The organism is Bradyrhizobium betae (assembly GCF_004123905.1).
GTDB classification, from domain to species: Bacteria; Pseudomonadota; Alphaproteobacteria; order Rhizobiales; family Xanthobacteraceae; genus Bradyrhizobium; species Bradyrhizobium betae_A.
The window spans coordinates 66,238-81,691 of record NZ_MZXW01000015.1; the positions used below are offsets into that span (position 1 = coordinate 66,238).

Sequence of the window (15,454 nt, forward strand, 5' to 3'; positions counted from 1 at the left end):
GGCGCTGCGTTGCGTCCGGGGCACGCGAGAGGTTACATCTTCACCCTCGGGTCAATCGGTGTGCTCCCACGCACACCCAAAATATCCTCCAGCACCTTAGCCCCCGCCAGCACCTGCGCATCCGCGCGCGGCGCGCCGACGACCTGCACGCCGACGGGCAGGCCTGATGCCGTGTAGCCGCAGGGGAGAGAGAGCGAGGGACAGCAGGCCAGCGTGATGGCGTAGACGATGCCGAGCCACTCGACATAGTTCTCGAACTTCTTGCCCGCGCATTCCGCGACATAGCGGTGCTCGATCGGGAAGGGCGGCACGATCGTAGTGGGCGTCAGCAGCAGGTCATAGGTCTTGAAGAACTCGACGGCGCGCGCGGTCATGCCGACGCGCTGCGCTTCGGCGCGCGCGAGCTGCTCGACCGTGAGCTTGAGGCCTTCCTCGATGTTCCAGATCACCTCGGGCTTGAGCAGGTCGCGCTTGGTGCGCAGCAGATTGGCCTTGGTGATGGCAAAATCGAACGCACGCAGCACGTGGAAGCACTCATGCGCCTCGCGCCAGTCCGGATGCGCCTCCTCGACAATCGCGCCGGCTTCGGCGAAGCGTTCCGCCGCCTTGCGCGTGATCGCCTTGACCTCGGGATCGACAGGCGTGATGCCGAGATCGGGCGAATAGGCGATGCGCTTCGGCTTCCTGCCCGATTGTGCCGCCGAGAGGAACGAGGTCGTTGGCGCCGGCAGCGACAGCGGATCATCGGCATAGTCGCCGCTCATGGCATCCAGCAGCAACGCGAGATCCTCGACGTTGCGCGCCATCGGGCCGACCACGCCGAGATTGCGATCGATCGCCGACTTCGGAGTGTGCGCGACGCGGCCGATACTCGGCCGCATGCCGACGACGCCGCAGAACGCCGCGGGGCTGCGCAAGGAGCCGCCCATGTCGGAGCCCTGGGCGAGCCAGGCCATGCCGGTGGCCAGCGCCACCGCCGCGCCGCCGGAGGAGCCGGCCGCGGATTTCGTCGTATCCCAGGGATTGAGCGTCGCGCCGAACACCTCGTTGAAGGTGTTGGCGCCTGCGCCGAACTCCGGCGTGTTGGACTTGGCGTAGACCACCGCGCCGTTGGCCTCGAGATTCTCGACCATGAGGTCGGACGTCGCGGGGATGTTGTCTTTGAAGATCGGCGAGCCCTGCGTGTTCAGCACGCCGGCAACGTCGGTGAGGTCCTTGATCGGCACCGGCAGGCCCGCGAGCAGGCCGCGCGCGCCGGCCGGCTTCTGCATCAGCGCCTTCGCATTGGTCCGCGCGCGATCGAAGCACAGCGTCGGCAGCGCGTTGACCTTGCCGTCGACTTCCTTGACGCGCTTTTCCACCACATCCAGCAGCTCGAGCGGAGAGACGTCGCCGGAGCGCAGCTTGTCGACGACGACGCAGGCGGTTTCGCGGATCAGGTCTTGAGACAACTATTTTACTCCTGTTCTTATTCTGGACTCCGTCATTGCGAGGAGCGAAGCGACGAAGCAATCCAGACTTTTGCCGCAGAGGCATTCCTGGATTGCTTCGCTTCGCCCGCAATGACGGAAAAAACTAACCCCATCCGGCGGTGATGCCACCATCGACCGTATAGATCACACCCGACGTATACCCCGCGCGATCCGACGCGAGGAACGCCATGAGATCGCCGATCTCGCGCGCATGAGCGGGGCGGCCGAGCGGCAGGCTCTTCTGGAATTCCTTGTAACGGCTCTCGTCACCGAACTGATGTTTGGCCCGCGTCTTGAGCAGCGTGACGTGCCGGTCGGTGCCGACAGGGCCGGGATTGATGCCGACCACGCGGATGTTGTCGGCGAGGCTCTTGCCGCCGAGCGCGCGGGTGAAGGCCATCAGCGCGGCATTGCCTGCGCTGCCGCAGATATAGTTGGCGTCGAATTTCTCGCCCGCAGCACCGATGTCATTAACGATGACGCCGCCGCCCTTCGCCTTCATCTGCGCGTAGATCTGCCGCGTCAGGTTGATGTAGCCGAATACTTTCAATTCCCAGGCATGCCGCCAGGTCGCCTCGTCGATCTTGTCGATGGAGCCGCCGGGGATGTCGCCGGCATTGTTGACGAGGATATCGATGTCGGAGGCTTCTTTCGCGAGCCGTGCGAGGTCTTCGCTCTTGCGCAAATCCACGATGATCGTCGTGGCATCGATCTGGTGCGCCGAGCGCAAGCGGTCCGCCAGCGTCTTGAGCTGATCGCCGCTGCGGGCGGCGAGCAGGAGGTTTGCGCCTTCCTCGGCAAACGCTTCGGCGGCGGCTGCGCCAATGCCCTTGGAGGCGCCCGTGATCAGGACGCGCTTGCCACGCAGATGCAGATCCATAGGGGCTACTCGCTCGGTGGGATACAGAATGAAATCAGTAGGCGCTCGGCTGCGCCATGGTCAACATTGCAGTGCAGCGTTGCACTGACGCCGAGTTTGGTCCATTGCAGTGCGGTCAAAAAAGGCGGCGGCTGCCGGACCCAAAAAGGACGTTCTCGATGAGCAAGAAACAATACCGGATCGCAGTCATTCCTGGCGACGGCATCGGCAAGGAAGTCATGCCGGAAGGCCTGCGCGTTCTGGAGGCAGCTGCCAGGAAGCATGGCGTGTCCCTGCATTTTGATCATTTCGACTTCTCGTCCTGGGACTATTACGAGAAGCACGGTCAGATGATGCCGGACGACTGGAAAGAGAAGATCGGCAAGCACGATGCGATCTACTTTGGCGCGGTCGGCTGGCCGGCGAAAATTCCGGATCACGTCTCGCTGTGGGGCTCGCTGATCAAGTTCCGCCGTGAGTTCGACCAGTATGTGAATTTGCGCCCGGTGCGGCTGATGCCCGGCGTGCCGTCACCGCTGGCGGGCCGCAAGCCCGGCGACATCGATTTCTGGGTGGTGCGCGAGAACACCGAAGGCGAATATTCCTCTGTCGGCGGCCGCATGTTCCCGGATACCGACCGCGAGTTCGTGACGCAGCAGACGGTGATGACGCGGGTGGGCGTCGACCGCATCCTGAAGTTCGCCTTCGAGCTGGCGCAGTCGCGACCGAAGAAGCACTTGACCTCCGCGACCAAGTCGAACGGCATCTCCATCACCATGCCCTATTGGGACGAGCGCGTGGAGGCGATGGCGAAGAAGTTCCCGGGCGTGAAGTGGGACAAGTACCACATCGACATTTTGACGGCGAACTTCGTGCTGCACCCCGACTGGTTCGACGTCGTGGTCGGCTCCAACCTGTTTGGCGACATCCTCTCCGATCTCGGCCCCGCCTGCACCGGCACCATCGGTATCGCGCCGTCAGGCAACGTCAACCCCGAGGGCGATTTCCCGTCGGTGTTCGAGCCCGTGCACGGCTCGGCGCCTGATATCGCGGGGCAGGGCATCGCCAATCCGATCGGCGCGATCTGGTCGGGCGCGATGATGCTCGAGCATCTCGGCGAGAAGGTCGCCGGCAAATCCATCGTCGAGGCAATCGAGCGCACTCTGGCAGAGCGTACGCTGCGGACCAAGGACCTCGGTGGCAACGCCGATACCACGGCGTGCGGCAAGGCCGTCGCGGACATGGTGGACTGACGCAGGGCGTCAGCGAGAGCTAGCCCCGCTGCAACAACGAACTCCCATGTCGTCCCGGCGAAGGCCGGGACCCATACCCACAGGGAGTGTTGTTGCGCGAGATGGTGGTTGGCAATCTTTGCCAAACCACTTCCTGTGGTTATGGGTCCCGGATCTGCGCTTCGCTTGTCCGGGACGACACCGGTTGTGATTGCTTCGTCTCAGACTAGCCCGCGATCTTCTCGATCGCGGCCTGATCCAGCCCGAACTTCTTCCCGGCCTCAAGAATCTCCTGCCAGGTGGTCGGATCGACCGGGATGCCCTCGGCCAAACGCTTCTTCTTCGTCTCGCGCTCGGGCTCGCCGGCGATCTTGATCTTGTCGACGCCCGGGGCGGGCGGCGAGCCGGTGTGCCAGGCAACAAAACTCTCGACTTCGCGCGCGAGGTTCTCGCCGGTGCCGAGCTTGCCCGGATCGATGATGATCGAGAGCATGCCGTTGAGGACGTTGTACTTGCCGTCGGACGGGCCCTTGACCACCTGCCCGCCGGAGAGCGCGCCGCCGAGGATTTCGCAGACCAGCGCGAGCCCCGAGCCCTTGTGCTCGCCGAACGGCAAGATGGCGCCGTGTGGCGGGATCACGGTATAGCGCGGATTGGTGGTCGGTTTGCCCTCGTTGTCGATGATGGTGCCGGGCTCGAGTTCGACGCCCTTGTTGTGGGCGACGCGGGTCTTGCCCTGCGCGATCCTGCTGGTGGCGAAGTCGAGCACGATGGGGTCCTTGCCCCTGCGCGGGATGCCGACGCAGAACGGGTTGGTGCCGTGGCGCCCATCGCTGCCGCCCCACGGCGCCACGATCGGGCGCGAGATCACGTTGACGAAGTGGATCGAGACCAGGCCGTGGTCGATGCACTGCTCGGCCCAGTGGCCGATGCGGCCGATATGGTGCGAGTTCGAGAGGCCGACGAGGCACACGCCGTTTTGCTTGGCGCGCTCTGCCGCCAGCTCCATCGCTTCATGGCCGATCACCTGGCCGTAGCCGGTGAGGCCGTCGAGGGTCAGAAGCGGGCCGGTGTCGAGCACGATCTTGACGTGCTGGTTCAAGGCGAGGCCGCCCGTGGTGACGCTCGAGACATAGCGCGGGATCATACCGACGCCGTGCGAATCGTGTCCTTTGAGGTTGGCCTCGACGAGATTGGTGGAGACGAGTTCGGCCTCGCGGTCCGAGGAGCCGCCGGCCTTGACGATGGCGCGGATGGCATTGGTGAGCGGCTCAGCCTTGATGGTGCGATAGTCGGCCATTGGTGTTGCTCTTATCCTTTCACGATCCGGCGGCAGTGGACCCACGCCGCTTCAATCAGGTTCTCGCTCGCCTCCGGCGTCCGGAACGCCGAATGCGCAGATAGCGTCACGTTCGGAATCTTCGTCAGCGGATGGTCCGCCGGCAGGGGCTCGATGTTGAAGACGTCGAGGCCGGCATGGCGGATATGGCCCGACTTCAACGCATCGATCATCGCGGCCTCGTCCACGACCGCGGCACGGGCGGTATTGATGAGGATGACGCCGGGCTTCATCGCAAAGATCTTCTCGCGCGTGATCATGCCGCGCGTTTCATCGTTGAGCAGCAGATGCAGCGAGACGACGTCGCTCTTCGCCAGCACCGTGTCGAGATCGGTGAACTCGACGCCCGGAAAACTCTTCGGCGAGCGGTTCCAGGCGATCACCTTCATGCCGCCACCGGTGGCGATGCGCGCAACTTCGGCGGCAATGCCGCCGAAGCCGATCAGGCCGAGCGTCTTGCCGGTGAGCTGCATGCCGTCCTCGCGCAGCCAGCTTCCGGCGCGCATCTCGCGGTCCATCATTGCGATGACGCGGGCCGAGGCCCACATCAGCGCGATCGCGGATTCCGCCACGGCTGTGTCGCCATAGCCCTTGATCAGGTGCACGGAGATGCCGAGCTCGGCGAGCTCCTCCGGGTTCATGTAGCTGCGCGCGCCGGTGCCGAGGAACACGACGTGCTTCAGCCCTGCGCACTTCTTGGCGACCTCGGTCGGCAATGCGGTGTGATCGACGATCGCGATCTCGGCGCCATCGAGAATTTCTGGATATTGCTCGGGCTTGATATCGGGATCCCTGTGGATCCGCACCTTGGGATCACCAGGCTTCTCCAGCCGCTCCATGATCACGGCGAGAGCCTCATTGGCGTCAACGAAAACTCCACGCATGGCTCTCTCCGGTCAGGAGGCGACGCCGGCGATCGCCAGCACAGTGTGCATCAGCACGTTGGTGCCTGCAGCGCAGTCGGGCTGCGTGGCGTCCTCCAGCTCGTTGTGGCTGACGCCGTCCTTGCAGGGCACGAACACCATCGCCGCCGGCATCACGGTGTTGAGGTTGCAGGCGTCGTGGCCGGCGCCGGAGGTGATGCGACGTGAGGAATAGCCGAGCGTCTTTGCCGCATTCTCGACCGCTGCGATGAGCTTCGGATCGAAATGCGTCGGCGGCTTGCGCCAGACGAGGTCGATCTTGACCTCGACCTTGCGGCGCGCGGCGATTTCGGCAATGGCCGCACGAAGATCGCGATCAAGCGCATCCATGATGGCGCCGTCCGCGCTGCGGCAATCCATGGTGAAGGCGATTTCGCCGGGAATGACGTTGCGTGAGGGATTTGCGATCACGGCCTCGCCGATGGTGCCGACCGCGTTCGGCCCGTGCTTCTTCGCGATGGCCTCCATCGCCAGCACGATCTCCGACAGCGTCGCTAGTGCGTCACGCCGCAGCGGCATCGGCGTCGAGCCCGCGTGGCTTTCGAACCCGGAAATCTTGCCGTCGTACCAGAGCACGCCCTGGCCGGAATCGACCACGCCGATAGTCTTGCCTTCGGCTTCGAGAATCGGACCCTGCTCGATGTGCAGCTCGACGAAGCAGCCGAGCTTCTGGAAGCCGACCGGTTTTTCGCCGCGATAGCCGATGCTGTCGAGCGCCTGGCCGACGGTGGTGCCGTCGACGTCCTTGCGCGACAAAATGTCGTCAGTGGTGAAGTCGCCAACGTAAGCGGCGGAGGCCATCATCGCCGGAGCGAAGCGCGAGCCTTCCTCGTTGGTCCAGTTGACGATGCAGATCGGCGCCTCGGTCTCGATGCCGGCGTCGTTCAGCGTGCGGATCACTTCAAGCGCGCCGAGCGTTCCCAAAATGCCGTCATACTTGCCGCCGGTCGGCTGGGTGTCGAGATGCGAGCCGATGCCGACGGGCGGCTTCGACATGTCGCGGCCCTTGCGCAGGCCGAACTGCGAGCCGAGTGCGTCGGTGTGCACGTCGAGGCCTGCGTCCTCGCACGCCTTGCGGAACCAGTCGCGCACCTGCTTGTCTTCGCTGCTCAGCGTCAGCCGCCGCACGCCGCCCTTGGCTGTCGCGCCGAATTGCGCGGTCTCGTGGATGGAGCCCCAGAGGCGGGCGGAATCGATTTGCAGATTGGTGGCGGCTCGGCTCATGCGGTCGGTCTCTCGATTATCCGGCGCTTGTTTCAATGACGCGCCAACGCGGGCGCGTCAACCGCGAGGCTGCTCTGCGCAATCTGACATGCAAGCTCGGCGACGCGCTCCACCGCCACGACGTCGGGCGAGGCGAGCCAGCTCGCCGTGAATGTCAGCGGCGCGATTGCGAGATCGGTGTCGAGCAATTGCAGCCGCCCGTCGGAAAGCTCGTTCTCGACAATGGCGTCGGGGATCACGGCGATACCGAGCCCTTCGACCGCCATGTGGATCACGGTCGCAAGCGACGCGGACGCATGCAGCCGGATCGGCGGTAGCTCGGGCCGGTCGAACACCTCGCGCACGACCTCGTAGGGGCGCGTCTTGCGCGGGAAAGTGATGATCGGAAACCGCGCCAGCTCGGCGCGTGTCACTGGACCATTGCCGAGGCCGAGCGAGGGGCTCGCGAGAAAGCCGATCGGATAATCGGCAAGCACGCGGTTGTGCACGCCCGAGGTCGACAACGGTCCGACGACGAAGGCGAGCTCGATCTCCTGCGCGAGCAGGCGCGCAGTGAGGTTCGGCGTGATGTCGACCTCGATCTCCAGCGACAGGTTCGGATAGACTTCGTTCATGCTCTTCACCAGCCGCGGCAGCCAGGTGTGCACGATGGTCTCGGCGACGCCGAGCCTCATCACGCCGCGCATGGCGGAGCGGTCACCGACCTCGGCCATCATCTGCGCGCGCAGGCCGATCAACTTTTCCGCATAGACCATCATCTGCCGGCCGCTTGGCGTCGGCGAGGCCACGCGATGATCGCGGTTGAGGAGCTTCACGCCCATCTCGCGCTCGAGCCCCGCGATGCGCTGGGAGATCGCCGGTTGGGTCGTATTGAGCCGTGCTGCGGCGCCGCGGAAGCTGCCGAGCTTCACAACCCAGAGGAACGTCTCGATCGACCTGAAGTCCAGCATTGGAGGGATTTTCCCGATCGATAAATCAGATTTATCGATATTGATTAGAAAGGAAGATTAGACTTTATAGCACGCTTGGTGTTGGCTTGTCTTTGTCGAGTTTATAGGCAGGTCGTTCACATGACTGTTTTGGTGGCAGCGCAGCAAACTGAGACGCCCGACACTCTCCCGAGCCGCCAGGCGCGGCTCGCCTATCGTGGCGGCCAGGTGGGTTCCACCGCGGGTGTCGCCCCCGGCTTCGTCCAGGGCAATCTGGCGATCCTGCCGGCGGAATACGCCAGCGCCTTTCACCGCTTCTGCCAGCTCAACCCGAAGCCGTGCCCGATCATCGGCATGTCCGACGTCGGCAGCCCGCACATCCCCGCGCTCGGCGCCGATCTCGACATCCGCACCGACGTGCCGCGCTACCGCGTCTGGCGTGACGGCGAAGTCGTCGACGAGCCGACTGACGTGAAGAGCTATTGGCGCGACGATCTCGTGACCTTCGTGCTCGGCTGCTCCTTCTCCTTCGAAGAGGCGCTGCTCGACGAAGGTATGCCGATCCGCCACATCGAGCAGAATGTGCGCGTGCCGATGTACCGCACCAATATCGCCTGCGGCGAGGCCGGCCCGTTCGCCGGCCCCATGGTGGTGTCGATGCGTCCGTTCAAGCCGGCCGACGCGATCCGCGCAGTGCAGATCACCTCGCGTTATCCGGCCGTGCACGGCGCGCCAGTGCATCTCGGTCATCCGCATCTGATCGGCATCAAGGACATCGCCAAGCCCGACTACGGTGATCCCGTACCTGTCGCCGATGACGAGATTCCGGTGTTCTGGGCCTGCGGCGTCACGCCGCAATCGGTGATCAACGCCGCCAAGGTACCTTTCGCGATCACGCATTCGCCCGGCCTGATGCTGGTGACGGATCTGAAGAACAGGACCATGGCCGTGATTTAGTAGGCAGCTTCTGCTGCTTCTTAGGGCTTTACGCTGTTTGCCAATCGTTTCATTCGATACGCGCAAAATTCGGATAACAGGGGACTTTGCCTATGACGATCACTCGCCGCGACGTTCTGCTCGGAGCCGCCGCCACTGCCGCGCTGATGCCGCTAGCCGCCCGCGCGCAAACCAGCGAAGTGGTGATCGGCGCCACCTATCCGTTGTCGGGCTCGGGTGCCCAGGTGGGCGTCGACGCGCAACGCGCGTTCGAGACCGCGGTCGATATCATCAACAACGACCAGGACTTCGACCTTCCTCTGGCAAAGGGCCTGGGTTTGCCCGGCCTCGGCGGTGCCAAGATCCGTCTCGTCTACGCCGACACGCAAGGGGACCCGCAAAAGGGGCGCGCCGAGGCCGAGCGCCTGATCACCCAGGAAAAGGTCTGCGCCATCCTCGGCTCCTATCAAAGCGCGGTCGCCGTCACGATCAGCCAGATCTGCGAACGTTACCAGACCCCGTTCCTGTCGGCGGACAACTCCTCGCCGAGCCTGCATCGCCGCGGCCTGAAGTATTATTTCCGCGCCTCGCCGCATGACGAGATGTTTTCGGCCGGCATGTTCGACTTCCTCGATGCGATGAAGAAGAAGGGCGCCAAGGCCGACACGCTGGCGCTGTTCCACGAAGACACGATCTTCGGCACCGACTCCGCCAATGCCCAGACCAAGCTCGCGACCGAGCGCGGCTACAAGATCGTCGCCGACATCAAGTACCGCGCCAACTCGCCGTCTTTGTCGGCCGAAGTCCAGCAGCTCAAGGCCGCCAATGCCGACGTGCTGCTGCCCTCGAGCTACACCACCGACGGCATCCTGCTGGTCAAGACCATGGCCGAGCTCGGCTACAAGCCGAACGCGATCGTGGCGCAAGCCGCCGGCTTCTCCGAAAAGGCTCTCTATGACGCGGTCGGCGACAAGCTCGAAGGCGCGATCACCCGCGGCAGCTTCTCGCTCGATCTCGCCGCCAAGCGGCCGATGGTCGGCAAGATCAACGACCTATTCAAGGCGAAGTCGGGCAAGGACCTCAACGACAACACCTCGCGGCAGTTCATGGCCATGATCATCATCGCGGACGCCATCAACCGCGCCAAGTCGACCGACGGCGAGAAGATCCGCGACGCGCTGGCCGCAACCGAAATTCCGGGCGAGCAGACCATCATGCCCTGGAAGCGCGTCAAGTTCGACGACATGGGCCAGAACAACGACGCCGATCCGGTGCTGCTGCAATATGTCGGTGGCAAGTTCGTCACCATCTTCCCGTCGCAGGCGGCGGTTGCCGATGCGATCTGGCCGATGAAGTAAGCGACCAGGTTGCGGGCGGGGGACGAAGCAGCGTGACAGCCGAAACCATTATCCAAAGTCTTGCGAGCGGCCTCTTGATGGGGCTGCTCTACGGACTGATCGCCGTTGGCCTGGCTTTGATCTTCGGCCTGATGGACGTCGTCAACTTCGCCCATGGCGAGTTCCTGATGCTCGCGATGTACGTGACGTTCTTCCTGTTCACGTTCTTCGCGATCGATCCGCTGCTGTCGGCGCCACTGGCTGCCGCCGCCTTGTTTGTTCTGGGGGCGGTGGTCTATCTCGTGATCGTGCGGTTTGCGATGCGTGCCAAGGCCAATGTCGGCATGGTGCAGATCTTCGCGACCTTTGGCCTCGCGATCGTGATGCGCGGCCTGGCGCAGCTGTTCTTCACGGCTGACTATCGCAGCGTCCCCAACTCATGGCTGGGTGGCAAGACGGTATCGGTCGCCGGAATCTTCCTGCCGCAGCCGCAGCTGTTCGGCGCGCTGGTCGCGATCGCAGCGTTTGGCGGGCTTTACCTCTTCATCAATCGCACCGATTTCGGCCGCGCGTTGGAAGCGACCCGTGAGGATCCCGGTGCGGTGGCGCTCGTCGGTATCGACAAGAACCGCGTGTTCGCGCTCGGTTGGGGCTTGGGAGCCGCGCTGGTCGGCCTCGCCGGCGCGATCATGGCGAGCTTCTTCTATATCTATCCCGATGTCGGCGCGTCTTTTGCGCTCATTGCCTATGTCACGGTGGCACTCGGCGGTTTCGGCAGCGTATTCGGAGCCTTTGCCGGCGGCATCATCGTCGGTCTGGTCGAAGCCACAACTGCGCTCGTGCTGCCGCCATCATTGAAGTCGGTCGGCATCTATGCCGTCTATCTCCTCGTGGTCTTCGTCCGGCCACGCGGCCTGTTCGGATCGATGTGAGATGGACAAGAGCTTCACAGAGCGGCGTCGCCGCGAACTCCTCGTTGCAGCTTCCCTTACGGTCGCCGCGGCGCTCGTGCCGTTGTTCATCAAGAACCCGAACGTCCAGAACATCATGATCTTGACGCTGATGTTCGGGGCGCTGTCGCAGAGCTGGAACATCCTGTCGGGCTATTGCGGGCAGATATCGCTCGGGCATGCCCTCTATTTCGGTCTGGGCGCCTATACCACCACGCTCCTGTTCACCAAGTTCGGCGTGCCGCCCTGGTTCGGTATGCTCGCTGGCGGCGCCATCTCCGCCTTGATCGCGATGGCGCTCGGCTATCCCTGCTTCCGCCTTGGCGGCCACTACTTTGCGATCGCCACCATCGTGATCGCCGAGATCGGCCTGCTGCTGATCCAGAACTGGGAGTGGGCGGGTGCGGCTCTCGGCATCGAGATGCCCGTGCGCGGAGACAGCTGGCTGAAATTCCAGTTCGCGCGCAGCAAGCTGCCGTACTTCTATTTCGCGCTGGCGCTCGCCTGCATCGCCTGGTTCGTCACCTGGTGGCTGGAAGATTCCAAATGGGGCTATTGGTGGCGCGCGGTGAAGGACAATCCCGATGCAGCCCAGAGCCTCGGCGTGGTCGTGTTCGATTCCAAGATGGGAGCTGCGGCTGTCTCTGCCTTCCTGGTCGCGATCGGCGGTAGCTTCTATGCCATGTACGTTTCCTATATCGACCCCGGAAGCGTCATGGGCTTCCAGTTCTCGCTGCTGATGGCGTTGCCGGCGGTGCTGGGTGGCATCGGCACGCTGTGGGGGCCGCTGCTCGGTGCGATCATCCTGATTCCGCTCACCGAGCTGACGCGCTCCTATATCGGCGGCTCCGGCCGCGGCGTCGATCTCATCGTCTATGGCACGCTGATCGTGGTGATTGCGCTGGCGCGGCCGGAAGGTCTGATCGGGCTGTTTTCGCGCCGCAAGGAGGCTTCACGATGACAGCTCTCCTTGAAACCCGCGGCGTCTGGCAGCGGTTCGGCGGCCTCGTCGCCAACAGTGACGTCTCGATCTCGGTCGGCCGCGGCGAGATCGTCGGCCTGATCGGGCCGAACGGTGCCGGCAAGTCGACGCTGTTCAATCTCATCGCCGGCGTGCTGCCGCCGACCCAGGGTTCGATCTGGTTCGACGGCGAGGACGTCACCAATTTGCCGGCGGCCGAGCGCTGCCAGCGCGGCGTCGGTCGTACCTTCCAGGTGGTCAAGAGTTTTGAGACCATGACGGTCATCGACAACGTCATCGTCGGGGCGCTGGTGCGCAACACGGTGATGCGCGAAGCGCGCCGCAAGGCGCATGAGGTGCTGGAGTTCACCGGCCTTGCCGCGCGCGCCGACGTGCTTGCGAGCGACCTCGTGCCGGCCGAAAAGCGCCGCCTCGAAGTCGCACGGGCGCTCGCGACCGAACCAAAGCTGTTGCTGCTCGATGAAGTCCTCACCGGCCTGACGCCGACCGAGGCGCAGACTGGCGTCGCGCTGGTACGCAAGGTGCGCGATACCGGTATCACCGTGCTGATGGTCGAGCACGTCATGGAGATCGTGATGCCGCTGGTCGATCGCGCCATCGTGCTCGACCTCGGCAAGGTGCTGGTCGAGGGCAAGCCCAAAGAGGTCGTTCGCGATCCCAAGGTGATCAAGGCATATCTGGGAGATCGTCATGCTGTCGGTGCATGAAGTCACGACCGCCTATCAGGGCCTGGTCGCGATATCTGCGGTCTCGATCGAGGTCCAGAAGGGCGAGATCGTCTGCGTTGCCGGTGCCAACGGCGCGGGCAAGTCGACGCTGTTGAAATCCATCGCCGGCGCCGAGCGCCCGCGCTCGGGCACGGTGATGTTCGACGGCAAGCGCCTCGACGGCATGGCGCAGCATCACATCACCGCCACCGGCATCGCTTATGTGCCGGAGAACCGCCGCCTGTTCCCGCGCCTGTCGGTGCGCGACAATCTGCGCCTCGGCAGCTATCTTTACCGCGGCGAGGCGAACCGCGAAGAACCGCTCGATCTCGTCTTCAAGCTGTTCCCGCGCCTGTCCGAACGCCTCGATCAGCGCGCCGAGACGCTCTCCGGCGGCGAGCAGCAGATGCTCGCCATCGGCCGCGCGCTGATGACGCGCCCGCGGCTGTTGATGCTGGACGAGCCCTCGCAGGGCATCATGCCGAAACTCGTCGACGAGATTTTTCAGGCGGTGAAGCTCATCCGTGACTCCGGCATGACCGTCCTGATCGTCGAGCAGCGCATGGCCGAGTGCCTGGAGATCGCCGACCGCGCCTACATCCTGCAAACCGGCCGCGTGCTGATGCAGGGCCCGGCAGCCGAGATCACGGGCAATCCGGACGTCAGGAAGGCGTATCTGGGGCTGTAGTCAGGAGGTGTTGGGCACACGCGTCCCTCACCCTCGGTGTCATCGTCCGCGAAGGCGGACGATCCAGTATTCCAGAGGCCGTTGTGATTGAGCCGAGAAGCCGCGGCGCACTGGATTCCCCGCCTTCGCGGGGAATGACAGCGGTGGGGGCTCAATGCTCGTGCCCATGCTCAGGCAGTGTCACCCCGAACACCTTCACCAGATCCTTCACTTGCTCAGGCGACAGATAGCGCGGGTTCATCCCCCGCAGCAGCAAATACAGCTTCGCCGTCTCCTCCAGCTCCTCCGTCGCGAACACCGCCGCCTCCAGCGTGTCGCCGGCGACCACCGGGCCGTGATTGGCGAGCAGCACGGAGGAATATTTCCCCGCCAGCCCCTTGATCGCATCCGCCACCGCGGGATCGCCGGGGCGGTAATAGGGCACGAGCGCGGTGGCGCCGCACTTCATCAAATAATAGGCCGTCATCGGCGGCAGCGCGGCGCGCGGGTCGATCTCCGGCAGCATCGAGAGCGCGACCGAATGGGTGGAGTGCAGATGCACGATCGCGCGTGCGCTGCCGCGCGTGTCGTAGAGCGCGGTGTGCAGCGGAACTTCCTTGGTTGGGGCATCGCCAGAAACCAGTCGGCCCTGCTCATCCAGCCGCGACAGTTTTGCGGGATCGAGGAAGCCGAGCGAGGCGTTGGTCGGTGTCACCAGCCAGCCGCCACCATCCAGCCTGACGCTGATATTGCCGGATGAGCCCGGCGTCAGTCCGCGCTCGAACAGGGACCGTCCGAAGCGGCAGACATCCTCACGCAGCCTTGTCTCATTGCTCATGGCCGTCATGTCCGCTTGTCTCACGCTTTGGCAGCGCGGCCAAGCCGTGTTATTCGGTGCTCCGAGCCGCCGCAAAGGTGGGCCGTCCGGGAAACGTTCGCAAGAATAAGTTGAAGGGTCAGTTTGCATGTCTGCCTCCAATTCACAAAATCAGCGTATCGCCGTCATCGGGCTCGGCTCGATGGGATACGGCATGGCGACGTCGCTGAAGCGCGCCGGCCATGCCCTGATCGGTTGCGACGTTTCCGCGGATGCCGTGGCGCGCTTCGTGAAGGACGGCGGCGCGGGGGCGACGAGCCCGGCCGGGGCCGCCAAGGACGCGGACATCGTCGTCAGCGTCGTCGTCAATGCCGCGCAAACCGAGACGATCCTGTTCGGCAAGGACGGCGCGGCTGAGACCATGCCGAAGGACAGCGTCTTCATATCATCGGCGACCATGGACCCGGACGTCGCGCGTCGTCTCGCAAAGCAGTTGGAGGCGACCGGCCGGCATTATCTCGATGCGCCGATCTCCGGTGGCGCGCAGCGCGCCGCACAAGGCGAGTTGACGATCCTCGCCTCCGGCAGCCCAGCAGCCTTTGCGAAAGCGAGACCTGCCCTCGATGCCATGGCGGCAAAGCTCTACGAGCTCGGCGATGCCGCAGGGCAGGGCGCCGCCTTCAAGATGATCAACCAGTTGCTGGCCGGCGTGCACATCGCCGCCGCCAGCGAAGCGATGGCATTCGCCGCCAAGCAGGGCCTCGACATCCGCAAGGTCTACGAGGTGATCACGGCCTCCGCCGGCAATTCCTGGATGTTCGAGAACCGCATGCCGCATGTTCTCGACGGCGATTACACGCCACGTAGCGCGGTCGAGATCTTCGTCAAGGATCTCGGCATCATCCAGGACATGGCGCGCAGTGCCCGATTCCCGGTGCCGGTCTCGGCCGCCGCCCTCCAGATGTTCCTGATGACGTCGGCCGCCGGCATGGGCCGCGATGACGACGCGTCGGTCGCGCGCATGTACGCGCAGGTCACCGGCGTGAAGCTCCCGGGCGACAAGTAAGCAAGAGGATTTCC

The 15,454-nt window shown here is 64.2% G+C and carries 15 protein-coding genes; 8 read left to right on the forward strand and 7 right to left on the reverse strand.

Annotation, left to right across the window (positions count from 1 at the left end):
• Positions 1-32: 32 nt before the first annotated feature.
• Positions 33-1,451, reverse strand: a complete 1,419-nt coding sequence (locus B5V03_RS08190) for an amidase (protein WP_129268969.1) — start codon at positions 1,449-1,451, stop codon at positions 33-35.
• Positions 1,452-1,575: 124 nt separating this feature from the next.
• Positions 1,576-2,352, reverse strand: coding sequence for an SDR family oxidoreductase (locus B5V03_RS08195; RefSeq protein WP_129268971.1), 777 nt, complete (start codon positions 2,350-2,352; stop codon positions 1,576-1,578).
• A 158-nt stretch (positions 2,353-2,510) separates the two neighbouring features.
• Between B5V03_RS08195 and B5V03_RS08200 the strand changes: the two genes are divergently transcribed.
• Positions 2,511-3,584 (forward strand): tartrate dehydrogenase, encoded by a 1,074-nt coding sequence (locus tag B5V03_RS08200; protein WP_129268973.1) that lies wholly within the window; start codon positions 2,511-2,513, stop codon positions 3,582-3,584.
• A 205-nt stretch (positions 3,585-3,789) separates the two neighbouring features.
• Here the strand turns inward: B5V03_RS08200 and B5V03_RS08205 are convergent, their stop codons facing one another.
• The 4 genes from B5V03_RS08205 to B5V03_RS08220 are packed head-to-tail and all read right to left on the reverse strand — an operon-like array spanning position 3,790 to position 7,999.
• Positions 3,790-4,863 carry a malate/lactate/ureidoglycolate dehydrogenase gene (locus tag B5V03_RS08205; RefSeq protein WP_129268975.1) on the reverse strand — a complete coding sequence of 358 codons (1,074 nt, stop codon included), beginning with the start codon at positions 4,861-4,863 and terminating at the stop codon, positions 3,790-3,792.
• 11 nt (positions 4,864-4,874) lie between these two features.
• On the reverse strand, positions 4,875-5,786 hold the full coding sequence (locus B5V03_RS08210; protein ID WP_129268977.1) for an NAD(P)-dependent oxidoreductase: 912 nt from the start codon (positions 5,784-5,786) through the stop codon (positions 4,875-4,877).
• A 12-nt stretch (positions 5,787-5,798) separates the two neighbouring features.
• Positions 5,799-7,049: a Zn-dependent hydrolase gene (locus B5V03_RS08215; RefSeq protein WP_129268979.1), complete on the reverse strand. Its 1,251-nt coding sequence runs from the start codon at positions 7,047-7,049 to the stop codon at positions 5,799-5,801.
• Between the two features lie 32 nt (positions 7,050-7,081).
• Entirely contained in the window at positions 7,082-7,999 is a 918-nt protein-coding gene (locus B5V03_RS08220; protein WP_129268981.1) for a LysR family transcriptional regulator, read from the reverse strand.
• Positions 8,000-8,119: 120 nt separating this feature from the next.
• Between B5V03_RS08220 and B5V03_RS08225 the strand changes: the two genes are divergently transcribed.
• The 6 genes from B5V03_RS08225 (at position 8,120) to B5V03_RS08250 (ending at position 13,578) form a co-directional block, all read left to right on the forward strand.
• On the forward strand, positions 8,120-8,935 hold the full coding sequence (locus B5V03_RS08225) for a putative hydro-lyase (protein WP_129268982.1): 816 nt from the start codon (positions 8,120-8,122) through the stop codon (positions 8,933-8,935).
• Positions 8,936-9,027: 92 nt separating this feature from the next.
• A complete protein-coding gene (locus B5V03_RS08230; protein ID WP_129268984.1) occupies positions 9,028-10,272 on the forward strand; it encodes an ABC transporter substrate-binding protein in 1,245 nt (414 codons plus the stop codon).
• Between the two features lie 32 nt (positions 10,273-10,304).
• Positions 10,305-11,183, forward strand: a complete 879-nt coding sequence (locus B5V03_RS08235) for a branched-chain amino acid ABC transporter permease (protein WP_035965171.1) — start codon at positions 10,305-10,307, stop codon at positions 11,181-11,183.
• Between the two features lies 1 nt (position 11,184).
• Positions 11,185-12,162, forward strand: coding sequence for a branched-chain amino acid ABC transporter permease (locus tag B5V03_RS08240; RefSeq protein ID WP_129268986.1), 978 nt, complete (start codon positions 11,185-11,187; stop codon positions 12,160-12,162).
• Positions 12,159-12,890, forward strand: a complete 732-nt coding sequence (locus B5V03_RS08245) for an ABC transporter ATP-binding protein (RefSeq protein ID WP_129268988.1) — start codon at positions 12,159-12,161, stop codon at positions 12,888-12,890. Before B5V03_RS08240 ends, B5V03_RS08245 begins: the two co-directional genes overlap by 4 nt.
• Positions 12,874-13,578, forward strand: coding sequence for an ABC transporter ATP-binding protein (locus tag B5V03_RS08250; protein WP_129268990.1), 705 nt, complete (start codon positions 12,874-12,876; stop codon positions 13,576-13,578). The genes B5V03_RS08245 and B5V03_RS08250 overlap by 17 nt, the downstream gene beginning before the upstream one ends.
• 151 nt (positions 13,579-13,729) lie before the next feature.
• Here the strand turns inward: B5V03_RS08250 and B5V03_RS08255 are convergent, their stop codons facing one another.
• On the reverse strand, positions 13,730-14,404 hold the full coding sequence (locus B5V03_RS08255) for an aldolase (RefSeq protein WP_164987871.1): 675 nt from the start codon (positions 14,402-14,404) through the stop codon (positions 13,730-13,732).
• Between the two features lie 118 nt (positions 14,405-14,522).
• Here B5V03_RS08255 and ltnD point away from each other — a divergent pair, with 118 nt between their 5' ends.
• On the forward strand, positions 14,523-15,440 hold the full coding sequence (gene ltnD, locus B5V03_RS08260) for an L-threonate dehydrogenase (RefSeq protein WP_129268995.1): 918 nt from the start codon (positions 14,523-14,525) through the stop codon (positions 15,438-15,440).
• Positions 15,441-15,454 lie beyond the last annotated feature (14 nt).

Excerpts from the sequence above, each read along its gene's own strand:
- B5V03_RS08240 (WP_129268986.1), top strand. The coding sequence starts at position 11,185 with ATGGACAAGAGCTTCACAGAGCGGCGTCGCCGCGAACTCCTCGTTGCA.
- B5V03_RS08225 (WP_129268982.1), top strand. The coding sequence starts at position 8,120 with ATGACTGTTTTGGTGGCAGCGCAGCAAACTGAGACGCCCGACACTCTC.
- B5V03_RS08205 (WP_129268975.1), bottom strand. The coding sequence starts at position 4,863 with ATGGCCGACTATCGCACCATCAAGGCTGAGCCGCTCACCAATGCCATC.
- ltnD (WP_129268995.1), top strand. The coding sequence starts at position 14,523 with ATGTCTGCCTCCAATTCACAAAATCAGCGTATCGCCGTCATCGGGCTC.
- B5V03_RS08200 (WP_129268973.1), top strand. The coding sequence starts at position 2,511 with ATGAGCAAGAAACAATACCGGATCGCAGTCATTCCTGGCGACGGCATC.
- B5V03_RS08195 (WP_129268971.1), bottom strand. The coding sequence starts at position 2,352 with ATGGATCTGCATCTGCGTGGCAAGCGCGTCCTGATCACGGGCGCCTCC.
- B5V03_RS08250 (WP_129268990.1), top strand. The coding sequence starts at position 12,874 with ATGCTGTCGGTGCATGAAGTCACGACCGCCTATCAGGGCCTGGTCGCG.
- B5V03_RS08215 (WP_129268979.1), bottom strand. The coding sequence starts at position 7,049 with ATGAGCCGAGCCGCCACCAATCTGCAAATCGATTCCGCCCGCCTCTGG.
- B5V03_RS08255 (WP_164987871.1), bottom strand. The coding sequence starts at position 14,404 with ATGACGGCCATGAGCAATGAGACAAGGCTGCGTGAGGATGTCTGCCGC.
- B5V03_RS08245 (WP_129268988.1), top strand. The coding sequence starts at position 12,159 with ATGACAGCTCTCCTTGAAACCCGCGGCGTCTGGCAGCGGTTCGGCGGC.
- B5V03_RS08230 (WP_129268984.1), top strand. The coding sequence starts at position 9,028 with ATGACGATCACTCGCCGCGACGTTCTGCTCGGAGCCGCCGCCACTGCC.
- B5V03_RS08210 (WP_129268977.1), bottom strand. The coding sequence starts at position 5,786 with ATGCGTGGAGTTTTCGTTGACGCCAATGAGGCTCTCGCCGTGATCATG.
- B5V03_RS08220 (WP_129268981.1), bottom strand. The coding sequence starts at position 7,999 with ATGCTGGACTTCAGGTCGATCGAGACGTTCCTCTGGGTTGTGAAGCTC.